General features: G+C 32.5%; 25 protein-coding genes and 4 pseudogenes. 25 read left to right on the top strand and 4 right to left on the bottom strand.

Annotated elements, in window-relative coordinates; genetic code table 11:
* Window positions 1-2: 2 nt before the first annotated feature.
* The gene (locus tag AD998_02160; GenBank protein KOY85113.1) at window positions 3-623 is read left to right on the top strand and encodes a hypothetical protein; all 621 of its coding nucleotides are present in this window, start codon (window positions 3-5) and stop codon (window positions 621-623) included.
* Window positions 624-752: 129 nt separating this feature from the next.
* On the opposite strand, the pseudogene AD998_02155 reads toward AD998_02160, so the two are convergent.
* Window positions 753-1,325 (bottom strand): annotated as a pseudogene (locus tag AD998_02155) (hypothetical protein).
* A gap of 136 nt (window positions 1,326-1,461) precedes the next feature.
* On the opposite strand from AD998_02155, the gene AD998_02150 reads away from it, so the two are divergent.
* The 11 genes and pseudogenes from AD998_02150 (at window position 1,462) to AD998_02100 (ending at window position 12,551) form a co-directional block, all read left to right on the top strand.
* Window positions 1,462-2,880, top strand: coding sequence for a hypothetical protein (locus AD998_02150; protein KOY85112.1), 1,419 nt, complete (start codon window positions 1,462-1,464; stop codon window positions 2,878-2,880).
* Window positions 2,881-3,211: 331 nt separating this feature from the next.
* Window positions 3,212-3,556 (top strand): hypothetical protein, encoded by a 345-nt coding sequence (locus AD998_02145; GenBank protein KOY85111.1) that lies wholly within the window; start codon window positions 3,212-3,214, stop codon window positions 3,554-3,556.
* A gap of 282 nt (window positions 3,557-3,838) precedes the next feature.
* Complete coding sequence (locus AD998_02140) at window positions 3,839-4,654, top strand: transposase (protein ID KOY88013.1); 816 nt, start codon at window positions 3,839-3,841, stop codon at window positions 4,652-4,654.
* The gene (locus tag AD998_02135) at window positions 4,648-5,235 is read left to right on the top strand and encodes a hypothetical protein (GenBank protein ID KOY85110.1); all 588 of its coding nucleotides are present in this window, start codon (window positions 4,648-4,650) and stop codon (window positions 5,233-5,235) included. The genes AD998_02140 and AD998_02135 overlap by 7 nt, the downstream gene beginning before the upstream one ends.
* Window positions 5,181-5,954 carry a hypothetical protein gene (locus tag AD998_02130; GenBank protein ID KOY85109.1) on the top strand — a complete coding sequence of 258 codons (774 nt, stop codon included), beginning with the start codon at window positions 5,181-5,183 and terminating at the stop codon, window positions 5,952-5,954. The genes AD998_02135 and AD998_02130 overlap by 55 nt, the downstream gene beginning before the upstream one ends.
* Window positions 5,955-6,015: 61 nt before the next feature.
* Window positions 6,016-6,774: a hypothetical protein gene (locus AD998_02125; GenBank protein ID KOY85108.1), complete on the top strand. Its 759-nt coding sequence runs from the start codon at window positions 6,016-6,018 to the stop codon at window positions 6,772-6,774.
* Window positions 6,775-6,819: 45 nt separating this feature from the next.
* A complete protein-coding gene (locus AD998_02120) occupies window positions 6,820-7,485 on the top strand; it encodes a hypothetical protein (protein KOY85107.1) in 666 nt (221 codons plus the stop codon).
* 122 nt (window positions 7,486-7,607) lie between these two features.
* A complete protein-coding gene (locus AD998_02115; GenBank protein KOY85106.1) occupies window positions 7,608-8,018 on the top strand; it encodes a histidine kinase in 411 nt (136 codons plus the stop codon).
* Window positions 8,019-8,271: 253 nt separating this feature from the next.
* Entirely contained in the window at window positions 8,272-9,066 is a 795-nt protein-coding gene (locus tag AD998_02110) for a hypothetical protein (protein ID KOY85105.1), read from the top strand.
* A gap of 460 nt (window positions 9,067-9,526) precedes the next feature.
* A pseudogene (locus tag AD998_02105) lies at window positions 9,527-9,916 on the top strand (hypothetical protein).
* 283 nt (window positions 9,917-10,199) lie between these two features.
* Entirely contained in the window at window positions 10,200-12,551 is a 2,352-nt protein-coding gene (locus AD998_02100; GenBank protein KOY85104.1) for a hypothetical protein, read from the top strand.
* Here the strand turns inward: AD998_02100 and AD998_02095 are convergent.
* Window positions 12,531-12,767 (bottom strand): hypothetical protein, encoded by a 237-nt coding sequence (locus AD998_02095; protein KOY85103.1) that lies wholly within the window; start codon window positions 12,765-12,767, stop codon window positions 12,531-12,533. The genes AD998_02100 and AD998_02095 overlap by 21 nt on opposite strands.
* A 439-nt stretch (window positions 12,768-13,206) precedes the next feature.
* Between AD998_02095 and AD998_02090 the strand changes: the two are divergent.
* The 8 genes and pseudogenes from AD998_02090 to AD998_02055 all read left to right on the top strand — a co-directional run bounded on the left by AD998_02090 (window position 13,207) and on the right by AD998_02055 (window position 20,118).
* Window positions 13,207-14,046, top strand: a pseudogene (locus tag AD998_02090) (hypothetical protein).
* Between the two features lie 92 nt (window positions 14,047-14,138).
* Complete coding sequence (locus AD998_02085; protein ID KOY85102.1) at window positions 14,139-14,426, top strand: hypothetical protein; 288 nt, start codon at window positions 14,139-14,141, stop codon at window positions 14,424-14,426.
* Between the two features lies 1 nt (window position 14,427).
* Window positions 14,428-14,844, top strand: coding sequence for a hypothetical protein (locus AD998_02080; protein ID KOY85101.1), 417 nt, complete (start codon window positions 14,428-14,430; stop codon window positions 14,842-14,844).
* A pseudogene (locus tag AD998_02075) lies at window positions 14,831-15,553 on the top strand (hypothetical protein). Before AD998_02080 ends, AD998_02075 begins: the two are co-directional and overlap by 14 nt.
* A 701-nt stretch (window positions 15,554-16,254) precedes the next feature.
* Window positions 16,255-16,671 carry a hypothetical protein gene (locus AD998_02070; GenBank protein KOY85100.1) on the top strand — a complete coding sequence of 139 codons (417 nt, stop codon included), beginning with the start codon at window positions 16,255-16,257 and terminating at the stop codon, window positions 16,669-16,671.
* A 3-nt stretch (window positions 16,672-16,674) separates the two neighbouring features.
* The gene (locus AD998_02065) at window positions 16,675-19,161 is read left to right on the top strand and encodes a hypothetical protein (GenBank protein KOY85099.1); all 2,487 of its coding nucleotides are present in this window, start codon (window positions 16,675-16,677) and stop codon (window positions 19,159-19,161) included.
* Window positions 19,148-19,621: a hypothetical protein gene (locus tag AD998_02060; protein KOY85098.1), complete on the top strand. Its 474-nt coding sequence runs from the start codon at window positions 19,148-19,150 to the stop codon at window positions 19,619-19,621. Before AD998_02065 ends, AD998_02060 begins: the two co-directional genes overlap by 14 nt.
* Complete coding sequence (locus AD998_02055) at window positions 19,621-20,118, top strand: hypothetical protein (GenBank protein ID KOY85097.1); 498 nt, start codon at window positions 19,621-19,623, stop codon at window positions 20,116-20,118. Before AD998_02060 ends, AD998_02055 begins: the two co-directional genes overlap by 1 nt.
* Here the strand turns inward: AD998_02055 and AD998_02050 are convergent.
* Complete coding sequence (locus tag AD998_02050; GenBank protein KOY85096.1) at window positions 20,105-20,434, bottom strand: hypothetical protein; 330 nt, start codon at window positions 20,432-20,434, stop codon at window positions 20,105-20,107. The genes AD998_02055 and AD998_02050 overlap by 14 nt on opposite strands.
* Window positions 20,421-20,600, bottom strand: coding sequence for a hypothetical protein (locus tag AD998_02045; GenBank protein KOY85095.1), 180 nt, complete (start codon window positions 20,598-20,600; stop codon window positions 20,421-20,423). Before AD998_02045 ends, AD998_02050 begins: the two co-directional genes overlap by 14 nt.
* 149 nt (window positions 20,601-20,749) lie before the next feature.
* Here AD998_02045 and AD998_02040 point away from each other — a divergent pair, with 149 nt between their 5' ends.
* The 5 genes from AD998_02040 to AD998_02020 all read left to right on the top strand — a co-directional run bounded on the left by AD998_02040 (window position 20,750) and on the right by AD998_02020 (window position 24,907).
* Window positions 20,750-21,913: a hypothetical protein gene (locus AD998_02040; GenBank protein ID KOY85094.1), complete on the top strand. Its 1,164-nt coding sequence runs from the start codon at window positions 20,750-20,752 to the stop codon at window positions 21,911-21,913.
* 63 nt (window positions 21,914-21,976) lie between these two features.
* Window positions 21,977-22,870, top strand: coding sequence for a hypothetical protein (locus AD998_02035; protein KOY85093.1), 894 nt, complete (start codon window positions 21,977-21,979; stop codon window positions 22,868-22,870).
* A 62-nt stretch (window positions 22,871-22,932) separates the two neighbouring features.
* Window positions 22,933-23,286 carry a hypothetical protein gene (locus tag AD998_02030; protein KOY85092.1) on the top strand — a complete coding sequence of 118 codons (354 nt, stop codon included), beginning with the start codon at window positions 22,933-22,935 and terminating at the stop codon, window positions 23,284-23,286.
* A gap of 5 nt (window positions 23,287-23,291) precedes the next feature.
* The gene (locus AD998_02025; protein ID KOY85091.1) at window positions 23,292-24,491 is read left to right on the top strand and encodes a hypothetical protein; all 1,200 of its coding nucleotides are present in this window, start codon (window positions 23,292-23,294) and stop codon (window positions 24,489-24,491) included.
* 2 nt (window positions 24,492-24,493) lie between these two features.
* The gene (locus AD998_02020) at window positions 24,494-24,907 is read left to right on the top strand and encodes a hypothetical protein (protein ID KOY85090.1); all 414 of its coding nucleotides are present in this window, start codon (window positions 24,494-24,496) and stop codon (window positions 24,905-24,907) included.
* Window positions 24,908-24,929 lie beyond the last annotated feature (22 nt).

Here is a 24,929-nt window from a genome sequence, read left to right as displayed (position 1 = left end):
AAATGGAACAGTTTTCAATTTGGTTTAAAATAGGGTTTGGACACATCATTGGGATAGAAGCCCAAGATCACATCCTTTTTTTGGTGGCTTTATGTGCTTGCTATTTGGTATCAGATTGGAAAAAATTGCTTGTATTGGCTACTGCTTTCACAATTGGGCATTCTATAACTTTAGCTCTTATTACTTTTAAAATTATCCATATTAATACGGCACTTGTCGAAAATTGGCTTATTCCATTGAGTATCTTACTTACTTCTCTATTCAACTTATTTTGGAATAAAGATGAACGCCCTTTGATGTGGTTAAAGTATGGTGTTGCTACCATTTTTGGACTTATACATGGTGCTGCTTTCTCAAATCAGTTGAGTCAATTGCTGACTAGCAATTCAAAAGATTGGTTTGAAAACACCACAAAAGCAACTGAACCAAGTATTGTTATGCCACTCTTAGCATTTAATGTGGGTATTGAGGCAGGGCAAATTTTAATTATTGGGTTTATTTTATTCTTATCTGTAATTTTTGTAAATATCTTAAAAACTAAAACTTTCACTTGGACGACTTTTCTTTCAGGGATTGCATTTGGCGTTTCTTTAAGTATTTTATTGGAAAGAACGTTGCAATAACTACTACTTAGGTTTAAACTTTGGTTTAAATGTTATTTTTGCAGTTTTTTGGGTTTCTTCTTTATTTTCTGAATTACCCAAACTCTCCTGATTTTCTTTTTCCTGAGCTTTTAAAGCTTCTTTTTCCTGTTGTTCTTTCTTTTTAGCTTCCTCTTTTTCTTTGGTGTACTGTTCATAAAGAGCTTTTTTCTCTTCTATTTCTGTTTCAGAAAGATTTCCAAATTTAAAATTGTGTTCTAAAATATTGGTTACACTAAAATCGTATTCGTCTGTCATAGTTAGGCATTCTGTGGGGCAAACAGTTGTGCATAAACCACAAAAACAGCATTTTGCCATATCTATATCAAACTTGGCAGCATAAAGGCGTTTACTTGTACCATCAGAAGTTTTACCAAACTCACCTACTGACTTAATAGGCTCAATATCAATACAATCTACTGGGCAAATTTTGGCACACTTATCACATACAATACAATCATCCATTTCGTTGTGAAGCTGATAACGTCCAATATCAGGTAATGGCAACGTTTCTTTTGGATATTGAAGGGTTACTCTACCTTCTTTTTCTTCAAAATAATTATGATTACTCACATAAATTTGTTCTCGTCTTTTGCGAGCTTTCCACAAATGTTTGAGCGTTAATTTTATTCCTATCAGGCTACTTTGGATGCCTTCTGCTATATTTTGCCAATAGCTTTTCATATTCTTTATTTCTGTAAAGATAATAAAACATATTTGTTCTAAAAAGTTTCAGAAAATATACATTTTAAATGTTATTCCTTATTGTATTTACGGATTGACTCTTATATATTAGTCTTGTTATCAAAACCTTATTATTATGTCTTCTCTCATTTCTTTCAATATTTTATCTAAAAAGGCTAATGTACTTGATGTGGAAGTGCAGATTGTACACCCAGATGAACATCATATCAACGATTCCCCCAATTTTGCTCTCCAAATTATCATGGAACTTTATGAAAACATGGTATTAGGGCATGTTTATAATAGTAATTGGTCTTCCTATCCCTTTGATGAAGAAAAGGCAAAACAATTGCTTGATACAAATTACAAAAAAGAAATGGATGAACTTTTGGAAAAAATGCGTTGGAGAAAAATCCCTATCACAGAAGAGGAATACGACCAAATGGAAAAAGATGGAAGTTTTGAGTATAAAGGACAAAAACTTTCTAGTAGAGGCATGGAAAATGGAGAATACTATGTTTCTTTAGAAACAGAATATGATGAATTTTGTAGAGAGGCAGAGAAACACATTGAGAAAGTAGAAGTTTTACAAGTCAAAGACTTTCCTCATTGGTTTGATAGAGTAGAAACATGGTTGGAGTACGAAAAAATTTCATGGGGATTTGATGATGAAACGTATGACAAACATCAAGATGAGCCCAACCCTACTTATCATTTACGTATTATAGCCAATCCTAAAAGTGTGTTTTTGTTGCATCATGTTCAAGAAAAATGCTACTGGGAGTCTGCTACTTTTAATTTTTTATATTACACAAAAGATTTTGTAGAAACCAAAACACCTGTATATCATACACTTGCTTACAATTCTGACATTATCCCACCCTCTGATGATATATTAGAAAATTGGTGGTCTGGGCTTTCTGAAAACTGGAAGAAAGTAATTCATGCAAATTATCATATTCAAAAGAATAATATTTTCCCAAGTATCAAACATAACTTTGATGGAATGATTACATTCAATCAATTTCAGCATATTTATTCAAAAGATTTGCTTGGTCAATTATTAGAAACTCCTCTTAGCCCTGAAGATTTGAGAAATATCAGCAAAATGAAAATGCTTTATGCAGGTGGCTTTGAACTCACAGATCTCACACCTATCCATATTTTAAAAGGTCTAAAAATTTTAGAATTGGAAGCCAATCCTTTACAAAATATTGATGCCATTGGAGGGTTAACAGATTTAGAAAAGCTAACACTAATTATTTACGAATCGAGTAAGCCCAGCCAAATAAACCTTCAAAATTTAACCAAAATGCGAGATTTATCATTTGACCCCAGTTCACAAGAAGAATTGGAAGTAATTACAAAAATGCCCAATCTTCGTACTTTTTATACGCTTCTCAATTTTGAATTGGATGCTTCTGTGTTTGAGGGTTTACAACATCTTAAAAAAATTGTGGGTTGTAGCCCCAGTATCAAAAAAGGCAGTCAAGAAATTTTAGACAATCTCCGTAAAAAAGGTGTAGAAGTTCATTGGGATATTGAAGAAATGTAGTTCTTTTTTATCATCTAAAAGTTGTTCTTCTCGAAGGTAATTTTTTTGTTTTTCAAGCATATACTTTATTTTTCAAACTTCTTTAAAAAGTTAAAAAATTAAAAAAACTCAAAAACATTACACCTTTTTTTTCTTTGTTTTTTATACAAAAGTGCTATAAAAATCTAAAAACACTGTTTTTCTTATCAATAAAAAACGAAGTGATATTTTTTATTACACATATCAAAAATCAGGGATTCCCTGATGCATAGCAATTTTCTGTTACTTACCTTTGTACAAACACCACTAACTATTTTAAGTTAATCGTTACACACTCTAACCCTTTTTAATTATGGCATTTGTAGTAAACCCTGAAGATGGTCTTATACCTCTCAAAGTAGCTAACGAATGGGCTAAGCGTTGGCAAGAATTTGTAGTTCCTTTCAACAAAGAAAGACCTGCAGACAATCCATATTTCCCAAAAGCTTATTTACTCCACAGAAGAGAGATAGAAAAACTCTTGAACGCTCCTAATGTTGTCAATATTCGTATTTACTTTGGTATGGATGAAGACTTAAATAATCATTTGATGATGGTTGGAGTGGACGAGAAGGGAAATAATATTTTAGATAGCATTTATAATTTAGCATTACCTTGTCCTCCTATTTGTCCTGGAACAGGTGGATTAGGTGGATAATCATTTAAACCTTTTCAACCAGCTATTTTGAGTCTAAGCCCACTAAAATTATTTTAATAATCTCAAATGATGATGTTATGAAAAATACAATTATGTTTTGGATAGCCCTTATACCTTCAACTATTATGGTATTAGGTATAATTTTGGGTATTATAAAAAAGGTTTATATAAAGCATGGTATTAGATGGATTTTTTTTAATGAAGTTGTCTAAGGTTATAATACTATAAACAAAGATGCTCAAAAAAGTATACTATTGTAGTGCAAACAAACAAAATTACTTTATGAGCATCTTGAGCAAAGATAGAATAAAAAAGCTAATATTACCTCATTTAAGTGTTGGAAGACGAGGACTAAGTATTTCAGAGAAAAAAAGGGTTGGTATTCTTTCAGCAATTTTATATAGACTAAAAACAGGTTGTCAGTGGAGAGAACTTCCTACAGAACGTTTTTTTGAAGAAAAATATAGTTATCAAAGTGTATTTTATCATTTCAAACGCTGGTGTGAGGATGGTTCATGGGAAAAATTGTGGGTTTATTTGTTGAAGCACTATAAAAAGTATTTGGATATGTCTAGTATTCAGATAGATGGTTCAAAAACAAGAGCCAACAGAGGTGGACAAGCAGTGGGATTTAATCATAAACATTCCAAAGCAAGTACTAATTTAGTATATTTATGTGATAATCAGGGGATATTAATAGCTATTTCAGAACCTGTTAGTGGAAATCATCATGACATGTTTCATTTCTCACAACATTTTAAACAACTGATAGTTTGGCTTGAAAAAGCTGATATTTCCATAGAAGGTTTGTTCTTGAATGCTGATGCTGGATTTGATAATGATATTTGTAGAAAAACTTGTGAAAAGTATCAAATAGAAACTAATATTGATTTTAATAAAAGAAATACACAAAATAATCAACTTTGTCATCATTTTGATGAAGTGCTATATCAAAGAAGATTTGTTATTGAAAGAACTTTTGCTTGGATGGATGCTTTCAAAGCTCTTTTGATTAGATATGAATACCTTGCTAAACATTGGTTCTGTTTTAATATTTTAGCTATGATTGTTATTTTTTCTAGATTCATTAAATGTTAAACAAGTTCTATTTGTGTTTAGGTTTAGTTGCCCAACTCATTCAGCATTTTCTTTGGCCAGGAAAGCCTAAAAATAATCTCTATTTATACCATTTTTATACACCTCTTGAATTCATATGTCTGTCTTTATTTTATCAGCATATTCTTCGTAATGAAATCCATAAAGCTGTTTTTAGTACCATCAACATTTTATTTTTAGCTTTGGCAGTTTATTTTTCTATGTATTTACAAAGTTTACAGAGTTTTAATACATATGCTCGTTTTGCTGAATCCCTGATTTTATTAACTTATAGTATTACTTATCTTATCAGAACCATTCCTAAAATTGATACTATTAGAGAATTTCAAGAAAACAACAATAATTTTGCGATTGTAACAGGCATTTGCTTGTATTTTTTAGGGAGTTTCCTTATTCTTTCTTTAAGCAATTCTGTGCTAAAATTTGGAGGTACAGATTTTAATTACCTTATCTGGATGCTACATATTGTATTTTTAGTTGTTCTCTACACTGCTATTGGCATAGGAATATGGATTACACCCTCATCCCCAAAGAAACATCATTATACGCCATACTTCTCATAGGTACAGTTATTATCATTGTGGGTTTTGGAAGTTTGGTTTTGATTCTTTTTATATTTTCTCAAAAAAATCTCTATCAAAAGCTTTATTTACATGCTTTAAGAGAGAACATTCAAATACAAGAACAAGAAAGAGAAAAAATAGCTCAGGAACTCCATGATGAAGTAAGTTCCATTTTAGCAGCAGCTAAGATGAAAATTGCTTTTTTACCTGAAATATGGGATAATTGTCAGTTAAGAAAGAACACCATTGATGAAAGTAAAAAACTTTTAGAAATATCTCTTAATCAAATCCGAGACTTATCCCATGAGCTTTCACCTACTCAATTAATTACTTTTGGCTTGAAAGACAGCTTAAAATATTTTTTAGAAAATCTAAAGGAGCATATTGCCATTCATTTTACTTATGATATTCAACAAGACTTGCCTTATGAACACCAACTAACCTTTTATAGAATTGCATTGGAGTTGGTTCATAATACACTTAAACATGCTCAAGCCAGTCAAATTTCTATTGTATTTTTGGAAGAGAATAATCATTTGATATTCAGATATTATGACAATGGAATAGGAATGTCTAAAACTATTTTAAAACAGAAAAAAGGATTTGGGCTCAAAAACATTGAAAATAGAATTAATGCTTTGAAAGGAAATTTGGAATTTATAAATGTTTCTTCTGGTTTTGCCCTACAAATTAATTTATCACTGAAAACCCATTCATAATAAAATTTGCTTATTTGAAGTTTAGTATTTAATTTGGTTTGCAACAACTCTGATATTAAATATGGATAATTTCGAGAAAAATTGGATTGATACTATTATTCTTGTTGGAACATTACTTATTTTCGGATTAGGAATAGTAATCATACTTCTTATATTAAAATTTCAGAGGAATTTATATAAAAATGAAATTAGGCTACAAAAAGAATTAACTAAAGTAAGTATTGAATCTCAAGAAAAGGAAAGAGAAAAAATAGCTCAGGAACTCCACGATGAAGTAAGCTCTATTTTGGCAGCAGCAAAAATGCAAATTGCGTTTTTACCCGAAATCCTCAACAATCCTTCTTTATTACAAAATACGATTGCAGAGAGCAAAAAATTGTTAGAAAGATCTTTAAATCAAATTCGTAACCTTTCACACGAACTCTCTCCTACTTTTCTTGCTACATTTGGTTTAGAAAACAGTTTAAAACAGTTTTTTGATAGTATTCAACATCTTATAGAAATCCAGTTTTCGTATGCAATAGCTTATAAACTTTCTTATGAACAAGAATTAGCTTTTTATAGAATCATTTTAGAACTTTCTCAAAATACTTTAAAACATGCTCAAGCCAAGTCAATTTCTGTCAATCTCTCTGAACAAGGCAAAAAGACTGTTTTAGAGTATTCGGACAATGGGAAAGGCATGGAGCAAGCTGTCATTCTTCAGAAAAAAGGTTTAGGTTTAAAAAATATTGAGAGTAGAGTCAATGCTTCTCAAGGAGACATAAAATTTCTAAACATACCCCAAGGTTTTTGTGTACAAATTGCTTTGCCTATTTAAGTTTTTTTTGTAGATTGTTAGCAAAACAAAACACTTTTGCACTACATGGCTATATCTGAACCCATCAAAGTTGCCTTAATAGATGACCAAATACTTTTTCGAAAATCGCTTGTCAATATCCTGAATTTTATGGGTTCTATACAGGTGATTTTGGAAGATACAAGTGGTATTACATTCATAGAATACTTAGAATCGGGACAGGTAGCTCCTGATGTGCTTCTATTAGATTTGCAATTGCCTGATATGGATGGTATAGCTGTTACCAAACAAATCAAAGAGAAATTTCCAGACCATCCACTCAAAATCATTATTTTATCTTCACATCCTCAAGAGCGTTATGCTACACATCTTTTGGACTTAGGAGCAAATGGCTATTTGAGTAAAGATTGTGAACCTAAAGAAGTTATCAAAGCCATTGAAGACGTATATTCTAAAGGTATTTATTTTACAAAAAGTTTAAGGGATGCTCTCAAAGATCACCATGAAAAACAAATACCTAGTTTAGATAACACTGCCCTCCTAACTGATAGAGAAAAGGATATTGTTTTATGTGTTTGCGACGAAATGGGTAGTCGAGAAATTGCAGAAAAACTTTCTATTAGTGTGAAAACTGTTGAAACACATAGAAATAATATCATGCACAAACTTGGAACAAAGTCCATATCTGGTGTCATTTTATATGCTGTAAGAATGGGTTGGGTGGTTTTATAAAATTTTAAGATATGCTCTTTTTCTTTTTCAAAAACACTTTGAGTAAAAAATACAAGACAATGTCAGATAAGTTTGGCTCATTGTAAAAAATATAATAATTTTGTATAAAGCTTATTGCACTTATGACACAAAAATTACACTCTATACTTTTGATAGATGATGATGAACCGACCAATTTTCTACATCAATTGGTTATCAATCAAACTGATTGTACAAACCATTGTACCATTGTAGAAAGCGGACAAGATGCGTTAGAATATCTAAATGATTCTAGTAATCCTATACCTGATATGATACTCTTGGACATCAATATGCCCATTATGAATGGATGGGATTTTTTAGAAGCCTATCAAAACCAGAACATCCCTCATAAAGATAAAATTATGGTGGTGATGCTCACCACTTCTATCAGTTTGCATGAAGAAGAGAAAGCCAAAAGCATGAAAGTCATTCAAGATTTTAGAAGAAAACCCCTGACTACTACCATGCTCAAAGAATTGGTTGAAGTTCATTTTTCAGCTTCTGTTTCTTAGTCTTTTTTGGTGAGTCTTTACAATTAAAATCTTTTTTTTTTAAAATTAAAGTGGAAAATTAATAAAAAACTTACATCAGTTTTTCATTAACAATATAGGCTTATTGCACAAATTCTGTAATTTTGTCCATTTTTTTTGTTAAAAAAAATTATTTTATTACACCATTGTAAAATCAGGGATTCCCTGATGTATAGAAGTTTTTTTTTGTGTAAGTTTAGGTATAAAAATAGCCTTTTATCATATCTATACTTACATGGAAATCATCTCCGAAAACCAAAAAACTCTTCGCCGAAATATTCTGATGAATCTCCTTTCAGAATTAGGTTTTAGTAGCATCAAGGCTTTTCAGAAAAGTCAAAAGCTTGCCCAAGATGGCTTGGCAGGTTTGATAACCTACAATGCTCTTTATCAAAAACTTCTGAATGTCGTAGACCTCCAAAATTTTGGAGGTTATTATTTTCAGCAAGCCTATTCCAAAAACCAAATTGTATGGCATCATTCGGCTGGTTGGGATAATGCTCGTGGCATGTTCGATTGGTGGCGAAATGATGGGGTGATGCATGTAGCCACAGCAGTAGGCATTGTAGATGATGGCACTGTTTTTAGAGGTTACGATGAAAGCTATTGGGCTCACCATATCGGCATGAAACACCTCAATAACCTTGCCCGAAACCAACAGAGTGTAGCCGTTGAAATCTGCAATTGGGGTAATCTGACAGAAAAAAACGGAAAACTTTATACTTGGGCAAATGTAGAACTTCCCAAAAGCAAAGCCATTGAACTCAATTACAAAGGCTCAAAATATTATGAAGCCTACACCAAAAAAGAAATAACAACTCTTAAATATTGGACGCTCCTCAATGCCATGCGTTTTGGTGTGCCTCTTGCCTACCGAGAAGCCGAAATGTGGCAAGTAAGCCAAAAAGGGATTGATGGTGTAGCGGGCATTTATACCCACAATAGCTTTATTTCTTGGAAAACAGATGTAAGCCCCCAGCCCAAACTCATTGAAATGGCAAAAACCCTTACAGACTACGAAAAGAAATAATATTATGATATACTTCATCACCAACCGAGAAATCATCAAGAAGGGTAGCGTAGAAACTATCCGAGAAGATGGAAAAGAAAGTGCAAGTGATAATTTGCGTTTTGGAAGTTATGATATAAGCAAAAAAGAGTTTGTTTTATTCGCTGAACCCCAAACAGATTCAGATTTAGATTATGCCAAAGCAACTTCAGAGGCAGAAATGAGTACCAAAAGCACAGATCTCAAAGGTTCTACTCGTTTTTTCACAGATTTGTACAAAGCATTCACTGCAAATACGGTTAAGACTTCTTCAGGTGTAGAAAAATCTGATACTTTGTTTTTTATTCATGGTTTTAATACAGATTTAGAAAGTTTGAGAAAAACTATTGATAACCTTCATAAAAAGTACGTAGAAAACCCCAACTCACCTGTGGGGCATATTATTATATTTACTTGGCCTGGTAGGTCGCCTGCTCTTCCATTGCATTACCATGATGATAAAAAAGATGCCATTCGTTCAGGAGAGGCATTGGCAAGAGGCATTTTAAAAGTTACAGAATTTTTGAGAAAAACACTTGTACAAGAAAGAAACCCAGCCTGTAACAAAAAAATACACCTCATGGCTCATTCTATGGGCAACAGAGTTCTCAAACACACTATTCTGGAACTAGAACACTTGCAAGCAGGCATTCCCGAATTGTTTGAGGAAATACTCATCATGGCTGCTGATGTAGAATATGATATTTTTGAGCCTCAAGAGGCTTTTTATAAACTTATAGATTTTGGCAGAAGAGTTCATATCTATTTCCATGACAAAGACCATGTTCTGAGTATTTCAAAATATACCAAAAATTTCAGCAATCGCTTAGGTAAATATGGCAGGAAATATGTAAACACCTCTCTTACAGATGTTTTTGATGTAGATGTATCTAAAACCAAAGATGATAAAGGCTCTGATGTGGGTACACAGGTCTTAAATCATTGGTATTATCATTCTTCTCAGATGGTGGTAAATCATATAATAGAAGTGCTAAAAGGCAAAAATCCTAAATTGTAGTAAAAGAAAGTTATATCCAAAAGGGCAAATTTACAATTTGCCCTTCTTTGTTGCTATTAAATAAAATCGTATCTTGAAGACAGTAAATCCACTTTCTATGGAAAACAAGATACAATCTATTCTTGAAAAAATAACACTTATCAATACACAAAGAAAAGAAGAAGGCAAAAAGCCATACACACTCAATCCCACACTTTCTGAAAAAGAAATTATAGATTTTGAGAAAAAGTACCAAATCCAACTCCCTGAAGAGTATAAAGCTTTTTTATTACACATTGGAAATGGGAATCAAGAAGAATATCACAGACATATTAATTCGTTAGAAGAGTCTGTTCGATACCATTATACAGACACAACTACTTTACCCATTCATTTACCTTTTCCATTCACACAAATAATGGGTATAGAGATTATAGAAGACAATATTTATCGTTTTTATCCTGCTGAAAAGGTAAGAAACATACTGGATTCCAGTCAAAAAGGTGATTTACAAGGCTGTTTAATACTTAATTATGAGGGTTGGGGTAGCAGCCATACAGCTTTGGTAGTAACAGGAGAATCAAAAGGTTTTGTTTGGCATGTAGAAGATATGTATCATCCATTTTATACCCAAAAAGGTAAAAAAATAATTTGTTATACCTTTTTAGATTGGCTTTCTTACAATTTAGACATGGAATTATCTGTGTCTAATCTCAAACTCATTCAAGATAAGCAATATGCTAAAGTAATAAACCTTGATTTAAGTGGAGAATCTCAAACATGGCGAGAAGAAATCCATTTTGAAGAAATTTTTAAATGTTCAAACTTAGAAAGTTTAACTTTATCTCGAAATTATCGAATTCAAGAGCTACCAACTCAAATAGGCAATTTACAAAATCTAAACACTTTTAAGATGAACGGAGGGAGTTTGAAACAGCTCCCAAAAGAATTTTGTGATTTAAAAAATTTGGAAGTATTAGAGTTGTCTTATCAAAGCCTCCAAAAACTACCCAAAGACATTGGTCAATTACAGGCTCTCAAAAAGGTTAGTTTATATTGGAACTCCTCTCTCAGACGCTTGCCAAAGTCTTTTTCAAAGCTAAAAAACTTGACATATTTATCTTTGGGGCATTGTGAAAAGCTTAATTTGAGCCAAACACTACCCATTATAGGAGAGTTACCTCATATCAAATCATTGTCTTTGGAAACAGCTATCATTCCAAGAGAAATTATTTTCTTAAAAAATATAGAAGATTTAAGTATTCGAAAACTTTATGGAGAACAAAGCGTAGAAATCAGTCATTATTTACAATATCTTACTCATCTAAAAAGCCTTCATCTGAATGAGTGTGGCTTAAAAGAAGTTCCCGATTGGATTTCAAAATTAAAAAACTTAGAAGTTTTATCATTGGGTCAAAATCCTTTCAAAACTTTGCCCAAAAGTATTGGAGAACTAAGCAATTTGAGGTATTTATCTCTTGAGAATACTAAAATCAAACGTCTTCCAAAAACTCTCATAAAACTTCAGAAATTAGAAGAAATAGAATTAAGATATGTTCCCAATATTCAATTACAGAATATTTTTGAGATAATAGGTAAACTTCCGAAAATGAAAACTGTACATTCTATAAGTATTGCTACAAAATTTCCATCAAAAATTGAAGAAGTTCCTTATTTAGAAGAATTGGTCATAGACTCGGATTATAGAAGAAAACAAGTTGTTCCAGATTCTATTTCAAACATTAGCAATTTATCTTTTTTAAGGTTGGCATTTTCAAGCCATTTGAAGCTATCCGAAGAGTTTACAAAACTTTCTAAACTTGAAATCATCAGAATAGAAGCAAAAAAATTGCTTCTTCCTGAAAATTTTGGAGAGCTACAAAACCTCAAAGAACTACAAATTAGTAAATGTAATTTGGAACATCTTCCCAAGACATTTGATAAACTTAAAAATTTAGAAACTTTATATTTAGAAGGAAATTTTCATTTAGATTTAAAAGACACCCTCAAAAAGCTTTCCAAACTTCCTAAATTAAGGTTTTTACGAATTACTGCTAAAGAGTTACCTGCTGAAATAGGTTTGTGTACTCAACTCGAAAAATTAGAGATTTATAACTCTTCTCAATATAAACATTATCGTGTTCCGCTTATTCTACCAAACGAAATCGGCAATTTGATACATCTTAAACACTTAGATTTAGAAGAAAATCATTTAACTTCAATACCTAAGAGTATCGGAAATCTAAAGGCATTATGTTATCTTGCTTTAAATGAAAACAAATTAAGAGAATTGCCAGTCGAGATTTGTAATTTAGAGAATTTACAAGAGTTATACCTTTTCAAAAATAGATTAAGAGAGTTGCCGAAAGAATTTGACAAATTGAAAAATCTACACTATTTAGATATTTCAGAAAATCAGTTGGAGAGTATTCCTCAAAAATTACATTCTTTAAAGCACTTTATTTATTAGTAAAGCATAAAAAAGCCCCAAAACAAATTGTTTTGGGGCTTTAGTGATCCCGCTGGAAACATAACTTCTTATAAACCTATATAAAATATCCCTTCTACTTTGCCATACAAAGATTTTACGAGCAAATATATATAAAACTTCAATATAAGTTTTATAAAGTTTTTCAATAAAAATCGGGAGTAAAATCAGGAGTATGGAAATCTTCTCAAGAATCATTAAAACTGAGAAATTTAGATGGAAAGATGCTAAATGGTTTCAGAATGAAAACTTCAAAGAGTTTTCTGGTGAAAAAGCTAATAAGTTAAAACAATCACTAAAAGAATTTTTCTTTGTGATGCCCTTCATGGTTTGGGAAGATTCTGATAAAACCATTTGGATACTTGATGGTCATCATAGACAAGATACTTTGGAGGAAATGGAAGCTGAGGGAGTTATTATTCCTGAACTTTTAGAGGGTTGCTTTATTGATTGTGAAAATAAGCAAGAGGCTGCTAAGTTGGTTTTAGTTTATACAAGTCAATATGCAAAACTTACTCAAGATGGGTTGAATGATTTTGTAACTAATTTCAATCTTGACCTCCTACACCTAAAAACAGCTATTGATATTCCTGATTTTAGCTTTGACCGTTTTGAGCAAAAATTTGATTTGTACTCTGTGAAAGAGTCCATAGAAGATGATTTCCCACCAGAAGAAATTAATACTGAGATTCTAGTCAAAAAAGGTGATATTTTTAGATTAGGAAAACATATCTTTATTGTGGGTGATTCTACAAAAGCAGAAACATTTGAAGCATTGATGCAGGAAGCAAAAGCTCAAATAGTTTTCACAGACCCTCCTTATAATTTACCTTATAAAGAATTTGGAGGAAAAGGCAAAGTGCAACATAAAGACTTTGCTATGGCTATTGGTGAAATGTCAGACCATGAATTTGTAGATTTTCTTAGTTCTTATATGCAAAATCTTGTTAAGCATTCAGTAGATGGCTCTATACACTATCACTGTATGGATTTTAGACACATATGGCATGTATGCCAAGCTGCTGGGCGGGAAAATACATACAAATCTATACAGCCCAAACAGTTATGCGTATGGAATAAAACTGTTGCAGCCAATGGGTCTTTTTATCGGTCAAAACATGAACTTTGTATCATTTTCAAGAATGGACAATTTAAACATAAGTCCAATCTAGATTTAAAAGACAGATATCGATCTAATGTTTGGGATTACCATTCAACAAACGACTTTTCAAATCCTGACAGAAAAGAAACAGGAGGAATTGGGCAATTAGCCAATCATCCTACTCCTAAACCTTTGCAAATGGTCGCTGATGTTCTTCTTGATGCTTCTGATGAAGGAGATATTGTAATTGACTGTTTTCTTGGTTCTGGCACTACTCTCATCGCTGCAGAAAAAACAAATCGAATTTGTAGAGGTGTAGAGTTCGAAGAACATTATGCCCAACTGATTATTCTTAGATACCATAGCTATTGTCAAAAGCATGGGATAGAATTTGAATTTGAGCATATAAATGGTGACCTCAAAATAGAGGATTTATTGTAAATTGTAGAGTTAAAACTCTACTTAATATGAATGACTATATAGAAATCGATTTAAAGCTAATTATCAATATGGGCGATAAAACTGCAAGTGTCAAAGAAATTAAGGTTGTTGAAGACCCTGAAACAATGTCCTTCAAAGAAAAAGCTATTTCATACATGAGAAAGCAAGAAAGTTTACTTGCTGAACAAGTAAAAAAGTTTGAAGTAGGTGTGGCTGCTTCTGAATTATCAGAACAGTTTAGAACTGAAAAATTAATAGCAGAAACACAGTTTTGGCAAGTTAAATCATATTTACAAGTTTTAGAATTATTATAAAATGTCTAAAAAAGCTTATAAAAAACCAGATGTTGAAACATTTAGATGGGTTTGCGAAAGAAAAATGGGTAATAAAACTCAGGTCGCAAAAGCCCTCGAATGCTCATTGTCTGGACTGAATAAGTGGCTAAAAGATGACCCAAAACTAAAAGAAGTATATGATGAAGTGATAGAATCGAGACTTGATTTTTGCGAAAGTCAGATGTTTACACTTATACAAGGCATTCCTGTATTAGATAAACAAAAGAATTTAGTAAAATGGGTAGAGAAACCTTCAGAAAGGCTTATAGAACTATATCTATTAACTAGAGGCAAAGATAGAGGCTATGTAAGACAGCAAGATGTAAAACATTCCGGGGAGATTGGTTTCAATTTTTTCCTTGTAACACCATCTGATGTAACAGATGAAAACGATTGATATAAAATTTAAACCTTCTCAAAAGCAGTATCAAGCATGGCAACATCTTGAAGATTTAGATTCTGATGAGATTTTTTATGGCGGAGCTGCTGGTGGTGGAAAAAGTATGCTTGGATGTGCATGGCATATTTACAGAAGACTCCGATATCCAAATAGTAGAGGTTTAATTGGAAGAAATGAACTTAAAGCTATTACTGAAAGTACACTTATTACTCTTAAAGATGTAGCAAAGAGTTTTGGTTTGATAGAGGGACTACACTTCAAATATAATAGTGTAATGCATATTATTGAATGGTGCAATGGCAGTAGAACTATTTTGAAAGAACTGAAATATCAACCAAGTGACCCAGATTTTCAAACATTAGGATCTATGGAGTATACAGATGCTTTTATTGATGAAGCTCCTGAAATTACTGAAAAGGCTTTTGAGATTGTAAAAACAAGGGTCAGGTATAAACTTCAAGAATATGGAATTGCTCCTAAAGTTTTTTTAACAGGCAATCCTGGTCCGCATTGGGTAAAGTATAGATATGTAAAAGATAGAAATGACAATCCTATTCAATTAAAACCTAATCAGAGGTATATTTTTGCATCTCTTAAAGATAATCCAGATAAAGCATTTGTCAAATTATATAAGCAAAGTCTTGAATCAATGACTTCTGAATATGATAAACAAAGATTATTACATGGAAATTGGGATGCTGAAGAAAGAACAGGAGGAGAATTCTATAAATGTTTTGACAGTGGGCTTCATATAGCAGATTTAAGTGGTTCCTATGATTATACTAAACCTTTACACTTAACTTTTGATTTTAACGTAGTACCGTATATAACATGTGGAGTTTGGCAAGTAAATGGCAAAAAAAGTGAAAAAATAGCTGAATTTTGTTTGGAATCGCCAAATAACACTACTGCAAAGCTTTGTAGAGCTATTTTAAAAAATTTCAAAGATCATATTGGTGGTTGTTATGTGTATGGAGACCCTTCTGGGCATCATCAGGATACAAGAGAAAATAAAAATGATTTCCAAATCATTATGGATGAACTTTCAATTTGGAGACCTAAGAAAAGAGTAGCATCTTTTGCACCAGGTGTTGCTATGAGAGGAGAATTTATCAATGAGATATTTGCATACGAATATGCAGGTATAAGTATTCTCATAGATAAAAGATGTCAAAAGAGTATTCTTGACTTTCAAAATATCAAAGAAAATCCAGATGGTACAAAAAATAAAAAACGTGTTACAGACCCAAAAACAAAAGTCAGTTATGAAAGTCTAGGACACTGCTCTGATGCAGATGATTATTTCCTTACTGAATGCTTCAAAGAAGATTTCAAAAAATTCTTCAAACGAGGAACATCCAAACCAACCGCAGTTCATAGACCTACATCCTCAAATATATTTTAATTATGTTTTTAGTAGAAACTGACTATCCTAAAGCAATTCGTATAGAAGCTCTCAACCAGCAATTGGATGGAACAACTGTAGAAGAAATTGAAAAAGATGCAAAGGTTGAGATGGAAACTTATCTCAGAGTAAAATTCAATACAACAGCTATTTTTTCTGCTGTGGGGGAAAATAGACATAGAGATATTGTAAGGATAATGATTGATCTTGTTTTGTATTATGTCTCGTTAAGGATATCACCTAAACAAGTACAAGAAACACGATTGACACAATACAACAAAGGCATTAAATGGCTTAAAGAAGTAAGAGATGGTGATCTTACACCTGATTTACCTAAATACATGACTGAAGATAATGAAACGAAACCCTCTAGTTTTCGATTCACCTCAAAACAACCTCCACACGATATGTTTTTTTAAAATATGAGTCAAACTTTTTTTTCAAATAGAACAAAACTTCTACGTTTTGACAGAGGCAGAAAAGGTATTCAAGAGTTTTTAGCTGCTTGGCAAACAGCAGAGAGCATTGAATTTCCTCGCAGACAAAAGTTGATGGATGTGTATGATATGGTTATGTTGGATAACCATTTATCTGGTATCATTGAAAATCTAGAGTTTAAAATACTTGGTGAAACATTTTTGCTATTAGATGAAAAAGATAAACCATCAGAACAAGTAAAACTTCTTCAAAAACGATGGTTTGGAGAATTCATCCATCATGTTTTGTCTGCTAAGTATTATGGTTATTCTCTAATAGAATTGAAAGAGTTTGACAAAGATGGGCAAGTTGAAAAAATTGCACTTGTTGAAAGAAGAAATATAATTCCTGAAAAAAAAGAAGTCCTTATCAATACATTTGATACTAAAGGAGAAAGATTCGATAATCCAGCCTATTCAGATTTTTACATATTTATTGAAAATGGATTAGGTATGTTATTAAAAGCCTCTCCAATGGTTATCTACAAACGTTTTTCTATGGGTAGCCATGCAAGTTTCAATGAACGTTTTGGATTACCCACTATCATCGTCAAAACAGATAAAGATGCTATCGAAAAAGAAGAAATAGAAAAGCAAATGCTTAAAGTAGGCGTTGAGGGCTTAGGTATTCTTGATAAGGATGATGAAGTTGATTATTTACAACCTCAAAGTGGTGCAGATTCATCTAAAACATTTGAAAACCTTACTGAACGTGTAAACTCCGAACTATCAAAACTTGTTCTTGGTCATACAAAAAATGCTGATGATGAAGCCAAAGGAGGCAGTCAGCAAACTTATATCAATAAAGATGCTATCAATAAGACTCCCAGCGAAGAGCGTGTTGAGGCATATATGGAAGACTTACAAACCATTGTAAATGAATTGCTAATACCAAGATTGATTAGATTTGGTTATCCATTCAAAGGATTAAGATTTGTTTATAATAGGCTCCGAAATCAAAAAACAGAGGAAAACAGAAAAAGTATATCACCAGAATTGCTTAAAGTAATATTAGAGCATTATGAAATTCCTGAAGAGTTTTTTAATGAAAATTTTGGATTAAAAGTCACAAAGAAAAACGATAGTAATCCCTTACCTGCAACAAAACCTATTGATGTCTCAAATATTAAAAACAAGTATGATTTTGGATGTGTAATGCTGAATGTATCCGAAGCATCAATAGCAATATGGACATTTCTAACTCAACATATCAAAGCTGAAGATTTATATATCAATCTTGAAGAAAATATTGCAGGCATTGAAAAAGAGCCTCATGTCACTCTTTTATATGGATTACATTCAGACATAAATGATAATGATGTTTTAAGCATCATGAGAGAAATTCCCAAGATAGATGTCAACTTATTAGATATCAGTTTTTTTGAAGCAGAAGATTATGATGTTCTTAAGTTTTCAGTTAGCAATCCCCTTTTGAATGAATTAAATTTAAGGTTTAAGGAATTGCCACATACAAGTCCAAGGTTGCACTACAGTCCACATGCCACTATTGCTTATTTACAGAAAGGAACAGCACAAAAATATGTAATTGAGTATGGTTTTTTGATGAAAGAATTCTTAAAACTTTCACTAGATACGGCTGTATATTCAAAGTCAGATGGCAATAAAATTGCTATTCCTCTACTTGATAAAACGCTTGAAAACAAAATATCAAATCTTTACAATTATCAGAATACAATTGATGATGAAATCAAAAAATTATTTAAAAGGTTTACAAAAGCTTATGAAAACATTGCAACAAAGGTTTTTTCAAAAGGCTCACTCTTATTTGACAATACTATTGCTAAACTAACTTCTAAATATTTAGAGCAATCTATTTCCACATTAACAGATTATGAAAAAATCAATGCTCTAAAAGAGAATGTCTATTGGTTCTCTGGAGTAAAAACTTATCAGCAATTATCTGAATTGAGTTCAAAACTTGTTGATGAAAGTGGAAGAGCTCGTAGTTTTGAAAGGTTCATGAAAGAAGCAAAAAAAGTAAATGAAAGATATAATCTGAATTACTTAAAAGCAGAGTATGAACACGCCATGGCTTCCGCACAAATGATTTCAATTTGGAATCAGTATGTAGGTAAAAATCCAAATGTCTTATTGAAATATTCAGCTGTAGGTGATGATAGAACTACTCCCCTATGTCAGCAAAGGGATGGCATAATTCTACCCGCATCAGATTCATTCTGGACAATAAATTATCCCCCTAATCATTGGGGACCTTGTAGAAGTACTGTTGTTCCTATGAATGAGGATACACCTTTAGTATTACCAAAAAACAATTTACAGCAACCTGAGGGAATTTTTGCTAGTAACGTGGCTCTTGATGGTATAGTTTTCCCAAAGCAACATCCATATTTTGAGAATATTTCCAATGAAGGTTTAGCAAGAATTAAAAAGTTTGTAAATGAATCCATTTAAAAATATCATAGCGAAATTCCAATCAGTAAAGAAAATCCCTCAAAGAATGGGGTTTATTGTTTTGGATTCAATCAATGATAATTTTAAGAAGCAATCTTTTGATGGACGACCTTGGAAAGCAAAGCAGTTAAATGACGGTCGTAGTTTGCTGGTAAAATCTGGAAAGCTAAGGCGTTCCATTCGGTTGGCAGAAGCAAGTTGGAGAAGAATAGTCATATCAACAGATATGCCTCAGGCTAAAATACATAATGACGGAGGAGAAATTTCTGTCACAGCCAAAATGAAGAAATTCTTCTGGGCTAAATATCAAAGTACTCAGAACCCATATTGGAAAAGGCTTGCATTGACTAAAAAACAAAAGTTAAAAATTCCTCAAAGGCGTTTTATGGGAGTGGATTCTAACACTAAAAAGAAGTTAGAAAAGGAATTCTACAACACATTCAAAAATATCTTTAGATAATGTACGAAATATATGCTTCCATCAAAAACAGGCTCAAAGATAAAGTTTTAGGTCTGAAAACCATTGGTTTATACAATAACCAATTTGAAACAGAAGAACATGAAACAAGTTTTTTATACCCTGCCACCTTTATTTCTTTTCCAGATATTGATTATACCAATGCAGCCAGAGGTAGTCAGCAAGCAAAATGTATTATTACCATTTGGATTGGATTTGAAAGTTATCAAAAAGAAGATGCTGCTGATGGAGTTATTGGAGAAGAGGGTGTTTTTCTATTGGCAGAAGTTATCAACAAAGCTTTGCATCTTTATAGTGATAGCTTTGGTAAACTATCTCGTATCAAAATGAGGACTCCTTTAGCATGGGGAAATATTTATGTGGTTGCAATTGATTATGAATGTAAATTCACTGATAATTCTGCAAAAATAAATACAATACTACAAGAATTTAGTTTACAATATGGGATAGAGTTTGTGGATAAACTTAATGATGTTTAAAACCATACTTACGAAAATACCTCATTTCTTTATTTAGATACATCTTTGCATATTTTTCTGTTCTTGTTTTGCTCATTTGTATTTGCTCAAATATGAATGGGAAAAAGGAACATGTATCTTCATTTGTTAAAAAAACAGCATAGCTATAGAGAAAAATTTGATAATCCTTCTTACCCATTCCTTTGGCAATACTGAATGCCAATTTTTGCATAGATATGTCACTATTCAAAAATGACATAAGATTTTTAAAATCAATATCCTTTCTTCTTTTTAGAAATAAGGGATAAATATGCCTTGTTCCATTATTTTTTTGCATTAGACTTCTCTACTTTACGATATGCCTTTTCTATAGTTTCATTCTCAAGTCCATACTTGAATGCAACTATTTCGACAGCTTGCCAAAACATTTTCGCTTTATTCTTCATCAAAAAATCTACATCCTCTACAATTCTTTGATTTCTTAATTCTAAGTTTCTAAGCATAAACAAGTTTTTACTTGCAAATATATAAATTTTTCAGAGTGCAATCAATACTCTTTTGGAGTGCAATCATTCTTTTTTATTTATTAAGCAATTATTTAATTTACTATTTTTGGTTTCATTAATTAAAGTAATTACTTTATTTAAAAACAATGAACCAACCTGATTTAAATAAACTTCTATATTTTCAAAATGCATCTGGAGATACAGCAACTATGCGTATCTATAAACCTATTGGAGGTGAAAAAGGAATACAAGGAGATGTTTTTGCTCAGGAATTAGATTATCTATCAAGTTTCTTCAAAAAAATTAATGTAAGAATCAACTCCCCTGGAGGAAGCGTTTTAGAAGGCTATGCAATATTTTCAAGTATTGTAACATCTAAAGTACCTGTACATACCTATAATGATGGAATCGCTGCAAGTATGGCAGGAGTAATTTTGATGGCAGGTAAAAAAGTATTTATGGCTGATTATGCCAAATTAATGCTTCATAACCCTCATAATGGAAACCCTTCTCCAAACAAAAAAGAACAGGAAGTTCTTGGCATTTTAAAAGATAGTTTAGTAAAGATTTTTGAATCAAGAACATCTCAGAATGCATCTGCGATTGATGATATGATGAGCGTAGAAACTTGGTTATCTGCTGATGAGTCACTATCCAAAGGTTTAATTGATGAAATAGTTTCTTATCCCAACAAACGTACAACAACACAGCCAGAAGGTGTTCAAAATACACTTCAATTGTACTCGTATTTTAATTCTCTTCTTGGTGAAGAGCCTATCATAGATAACAAAAAACCTGAAAATAAAATGGATCCTAACAAAGTTTTTGACAACGTAAAAAATGCACTTGGGTTAAACCTTGATTCTTCAGAAAAAGAAACTCTTGGTGAAATTCAAACTCTCAAAGCAAAAGCTCTTCAAAATGATGCTTATAGAGATGAAATTCAAACTCTCAAAGTGGAAATTGAAGATTTAAGAAAGCAAAATGAAGAAACAAAAAAGGCTAGTGCAAATAATTTAGTAGAGGATGCAATTGCTAAAGGCAAAATCAGAGCCACTCAAAAAGATCAGTTTATAAAACTGGCTCTTGCAGATTTTGATTTAGCAAAAAGCACTATAGAGAATATGTCTGGACACCCAAATCTTTCCACACGAACAACAACTGTTGATGAAAAGTCTAAATGGTCATTTAAAGACTATTTGCAAAAAGATCCTGACGAACTAGAAAGAATCAAGGATGAAGATCCGACTCTTTACAATAGTTTATTTAAGGCAGAATACGGTTTTTTACCCTCCAAGAGAGAGGAATAAATCAATATTTAAAAGCATTCAATTTTTATTTAGCAAGGTTTAAACAAAATACTCATAAATATTATGGCTGTACACGAAGAAGTTTGGACAGGCGAGGCTCTGAGAAAATTCAGAAAAGATACTGGATTTATGGAAAGAATTCCTGCTCGGAATGAATGGGTAAAAAACAGGGTAATTCACTTTACAGATTTGGGAAATGACCCAGAAGTGTTGGTGGACAATACCACTTATCCCATCCCAACAGTAGATGTAAATGATACGGATATTCCCATTTCTCTAAAACACTTGGAAACCACCAACACTGGGATTCCCATCAAATATTTACATGGACTAAACTATCCCGTAATCGAAGAGTACACTCAGAGCCATACAGAAGTTCTTCAAGAAATGGCTGCCGATTTGGCTATACATGCTTTGAGTCCTTCTAGTAATACTGGTGCTACTCCTGTAGTACCAACAACAGGAACAACTGATGGGGAAACTAATGCAAAGAAGCAAATTACTCCTAAAGATATCATCAAATTGAAACGATTATTTGATGATTTGAAGATTCCTAAAAAAGACAGAATCTTGGTCTTGTGTCCTCAACATGTTGAGCAATTATTAAATGTTTCAGAAACGTTCCGAGAACAATACAAAAATATTGGTAGTGGTACCATAGTTCCAAAACTATTTGGTTTTGATATTTATGAATATCAAAGTGTGCCTTGGTATGTAGCTGCTACTGGTGCGAAAAAAGCATTTGGTTCTGTTGTTAATCCTGCAACTGATAATTATGCATCTACTGCATTTTATGCACCACGTACTTTCAAAGCATCTGCTGACCCTGAAATGTTCTACACAGAAGGTAAAAAAGATGCTGAAGGCAGAAAAACAAAGGTCGGTTTTTCTTTATGGGCAATCACAATGCCGAAAAAATTAGAAGGGCTTGGATCAATTGTTTCTGTAGCTGCTTAATAATTGTAGCTAACATTCTACTTTAATAAAATTTAATTCATAATCCTTAAAAGAACCATACCATGGCAGAGGAAAAAGACACTGGGAAAACTACTCCTGAAACAAAAAATCCTTCAGAAGAAAACAAAACAGTAGATACAAAGACCACAAAAAAAGACACTGGGAAAACTACTGTCAGCAAATCTAACAAAGTAACAGGACTTTACTCAGAAGAAGAATTAGGTGAAATTGTAAAAGGGCTATTTGATGATAATAAAAAGCTAAAAGTGCTACTTGTTACTGAGGATGGTCAAGCATTTTTTGAGTCCAATTTGCAATATGCTAAAAGGCATGCTCAAACAAAAAGATTAAAACTCTATAAGATAGACCGAAATCTTGAAGTAGAGGAATTTTCTGAACCTGAAAACAACGACTAAACAAAATGGGACAACTACCAGGTGTAAATATTGGCTATGAAAATGGACAACTTGGGAGAACAGCAAGTTCTTCTGATGGTGTTGTTGCTCTCATTGTTACAGGGGTGGCTGTAGCTGGTAAGTTTGCACTAGGAGATGTTATTGGTCCCTTGTATAGTTTGGATGATGTAATAGAGAAAGGTATCACAGCCTCTTATGATACTACCAATGTTACAAACGCCCACAAGCAATGTAAAGACTTTTATACTGCTGCAGGAGAAGGTGCAGAATTGTACTTGATGGTCGTAGGACAAGCCATTACAATGGAGACTATTCTTGATCCAACAGGCACAACTTATGCTACCAAACTATTGAACCAACTTCAAGGTAAAATCAATATTCTAGGTGTTACTAGAATGCCTGCTACTTATAATCCCACTATTACAGAAGGAATAGATCCTGATGTGGTGACTGCTGTAACAAAAGCTCAATTACTTGCTATCCAAGAACAAGAGAATCATAGACCTGTACAAATTATTGTAGAAGGCAGAGATTTTCAAGGTAATGTTGGAGATGCTAGGGATTTCCGTTCAGGAACACAAAATCGTGTTTCCGTAATACTTGGTTGGGATGCTTCAGGGTCAGATGCAACACTTGTTGGTTTGGCACTAGGCAGACTTGCAAGAATCTCCGTGCAACGAAATATAGGTTGTGTTGAAGATGGTGATATTGGATTGCAAAATGCTTGGATAGGTGCTAAAAGATTTGAAGAATACAGTTTATCCGAACTTGAAGCACTACATGGAAAAGGGTATATCTTCCCTCGAAAATACATGGGCTTTTCTGGATTTTACTGGTGTAATGATAGCACTTGTACTCAAGAAACTGACGATTATGCCTTCATATCTCGCTCTCGTGTAATAGATAAGGTAGCTCGAATCACTAATCAAGTTTACACAGGAGAACTGAATAAAAACTTTATCGTTGATGAAGAAACAGGAAAACTTCCTCCAGCAATCATCAAAGATTTTCAAACAAAAGTAGATAGAGCTATCAGACAAAGGATGGTTGCGTTTGGGGAAATTTCAGGTGTTGAAATAATTGCTGATCCTAATCAAGATGTAATAGCAACAGATAATATAGTTCTTAATATCAAAGCTGTACCAACAGGCATGGGCAGAAATTTTGATATTACGGTTGGCTTCTCAAACCCTAATCTCACTTAATTATGGCAATTAACGGAACAGAATACGCTTGGGAAGATATTGACATTGTTCTCTTTGGTAGAATAGTTGTTGGAGTAACAGAGATCAATTATAAAATAAAGCGAGAAAGAAAAAATATATATGGTAGAGGTAAAAAGCCTGTTGCTTATGGGCGTTCGTCTGCTGAGTATAGTGGTTCTATTGGTCTATTACAGTCTGAAATTGAGGCTATACAGTCATCACTACCAAGAGGTAAAAATCTAACAGACATCCCTCCTTTTGACGTAACAGTCTCATATCGATATGAGAATAACACAGTGATTGATATTTTACGTAGTTGCTCTTTTACAGAGTATGAAAAAGGAATGAAAACTGGCGACACTAATATGGAAATTAAACTTCCTATTGATATTGGTGATATAGAGTACAATGCTTAGTGAATTTATCATTTTAAAATAA

The organism is bacterium 336/3 (genome assembly GCA_001281695.1).
In the GTDB taxonomy this organism is placed as follows: domain Bacteria; phylum Bacteroidota; class Bacteroidia; order Cytophagales; family Thermonemataceae; genus Raineya.
Note: the sequence above shows the minus strand (reverse complement) of the source record. Positions and strands in the feature narration are given on the sequence as shown.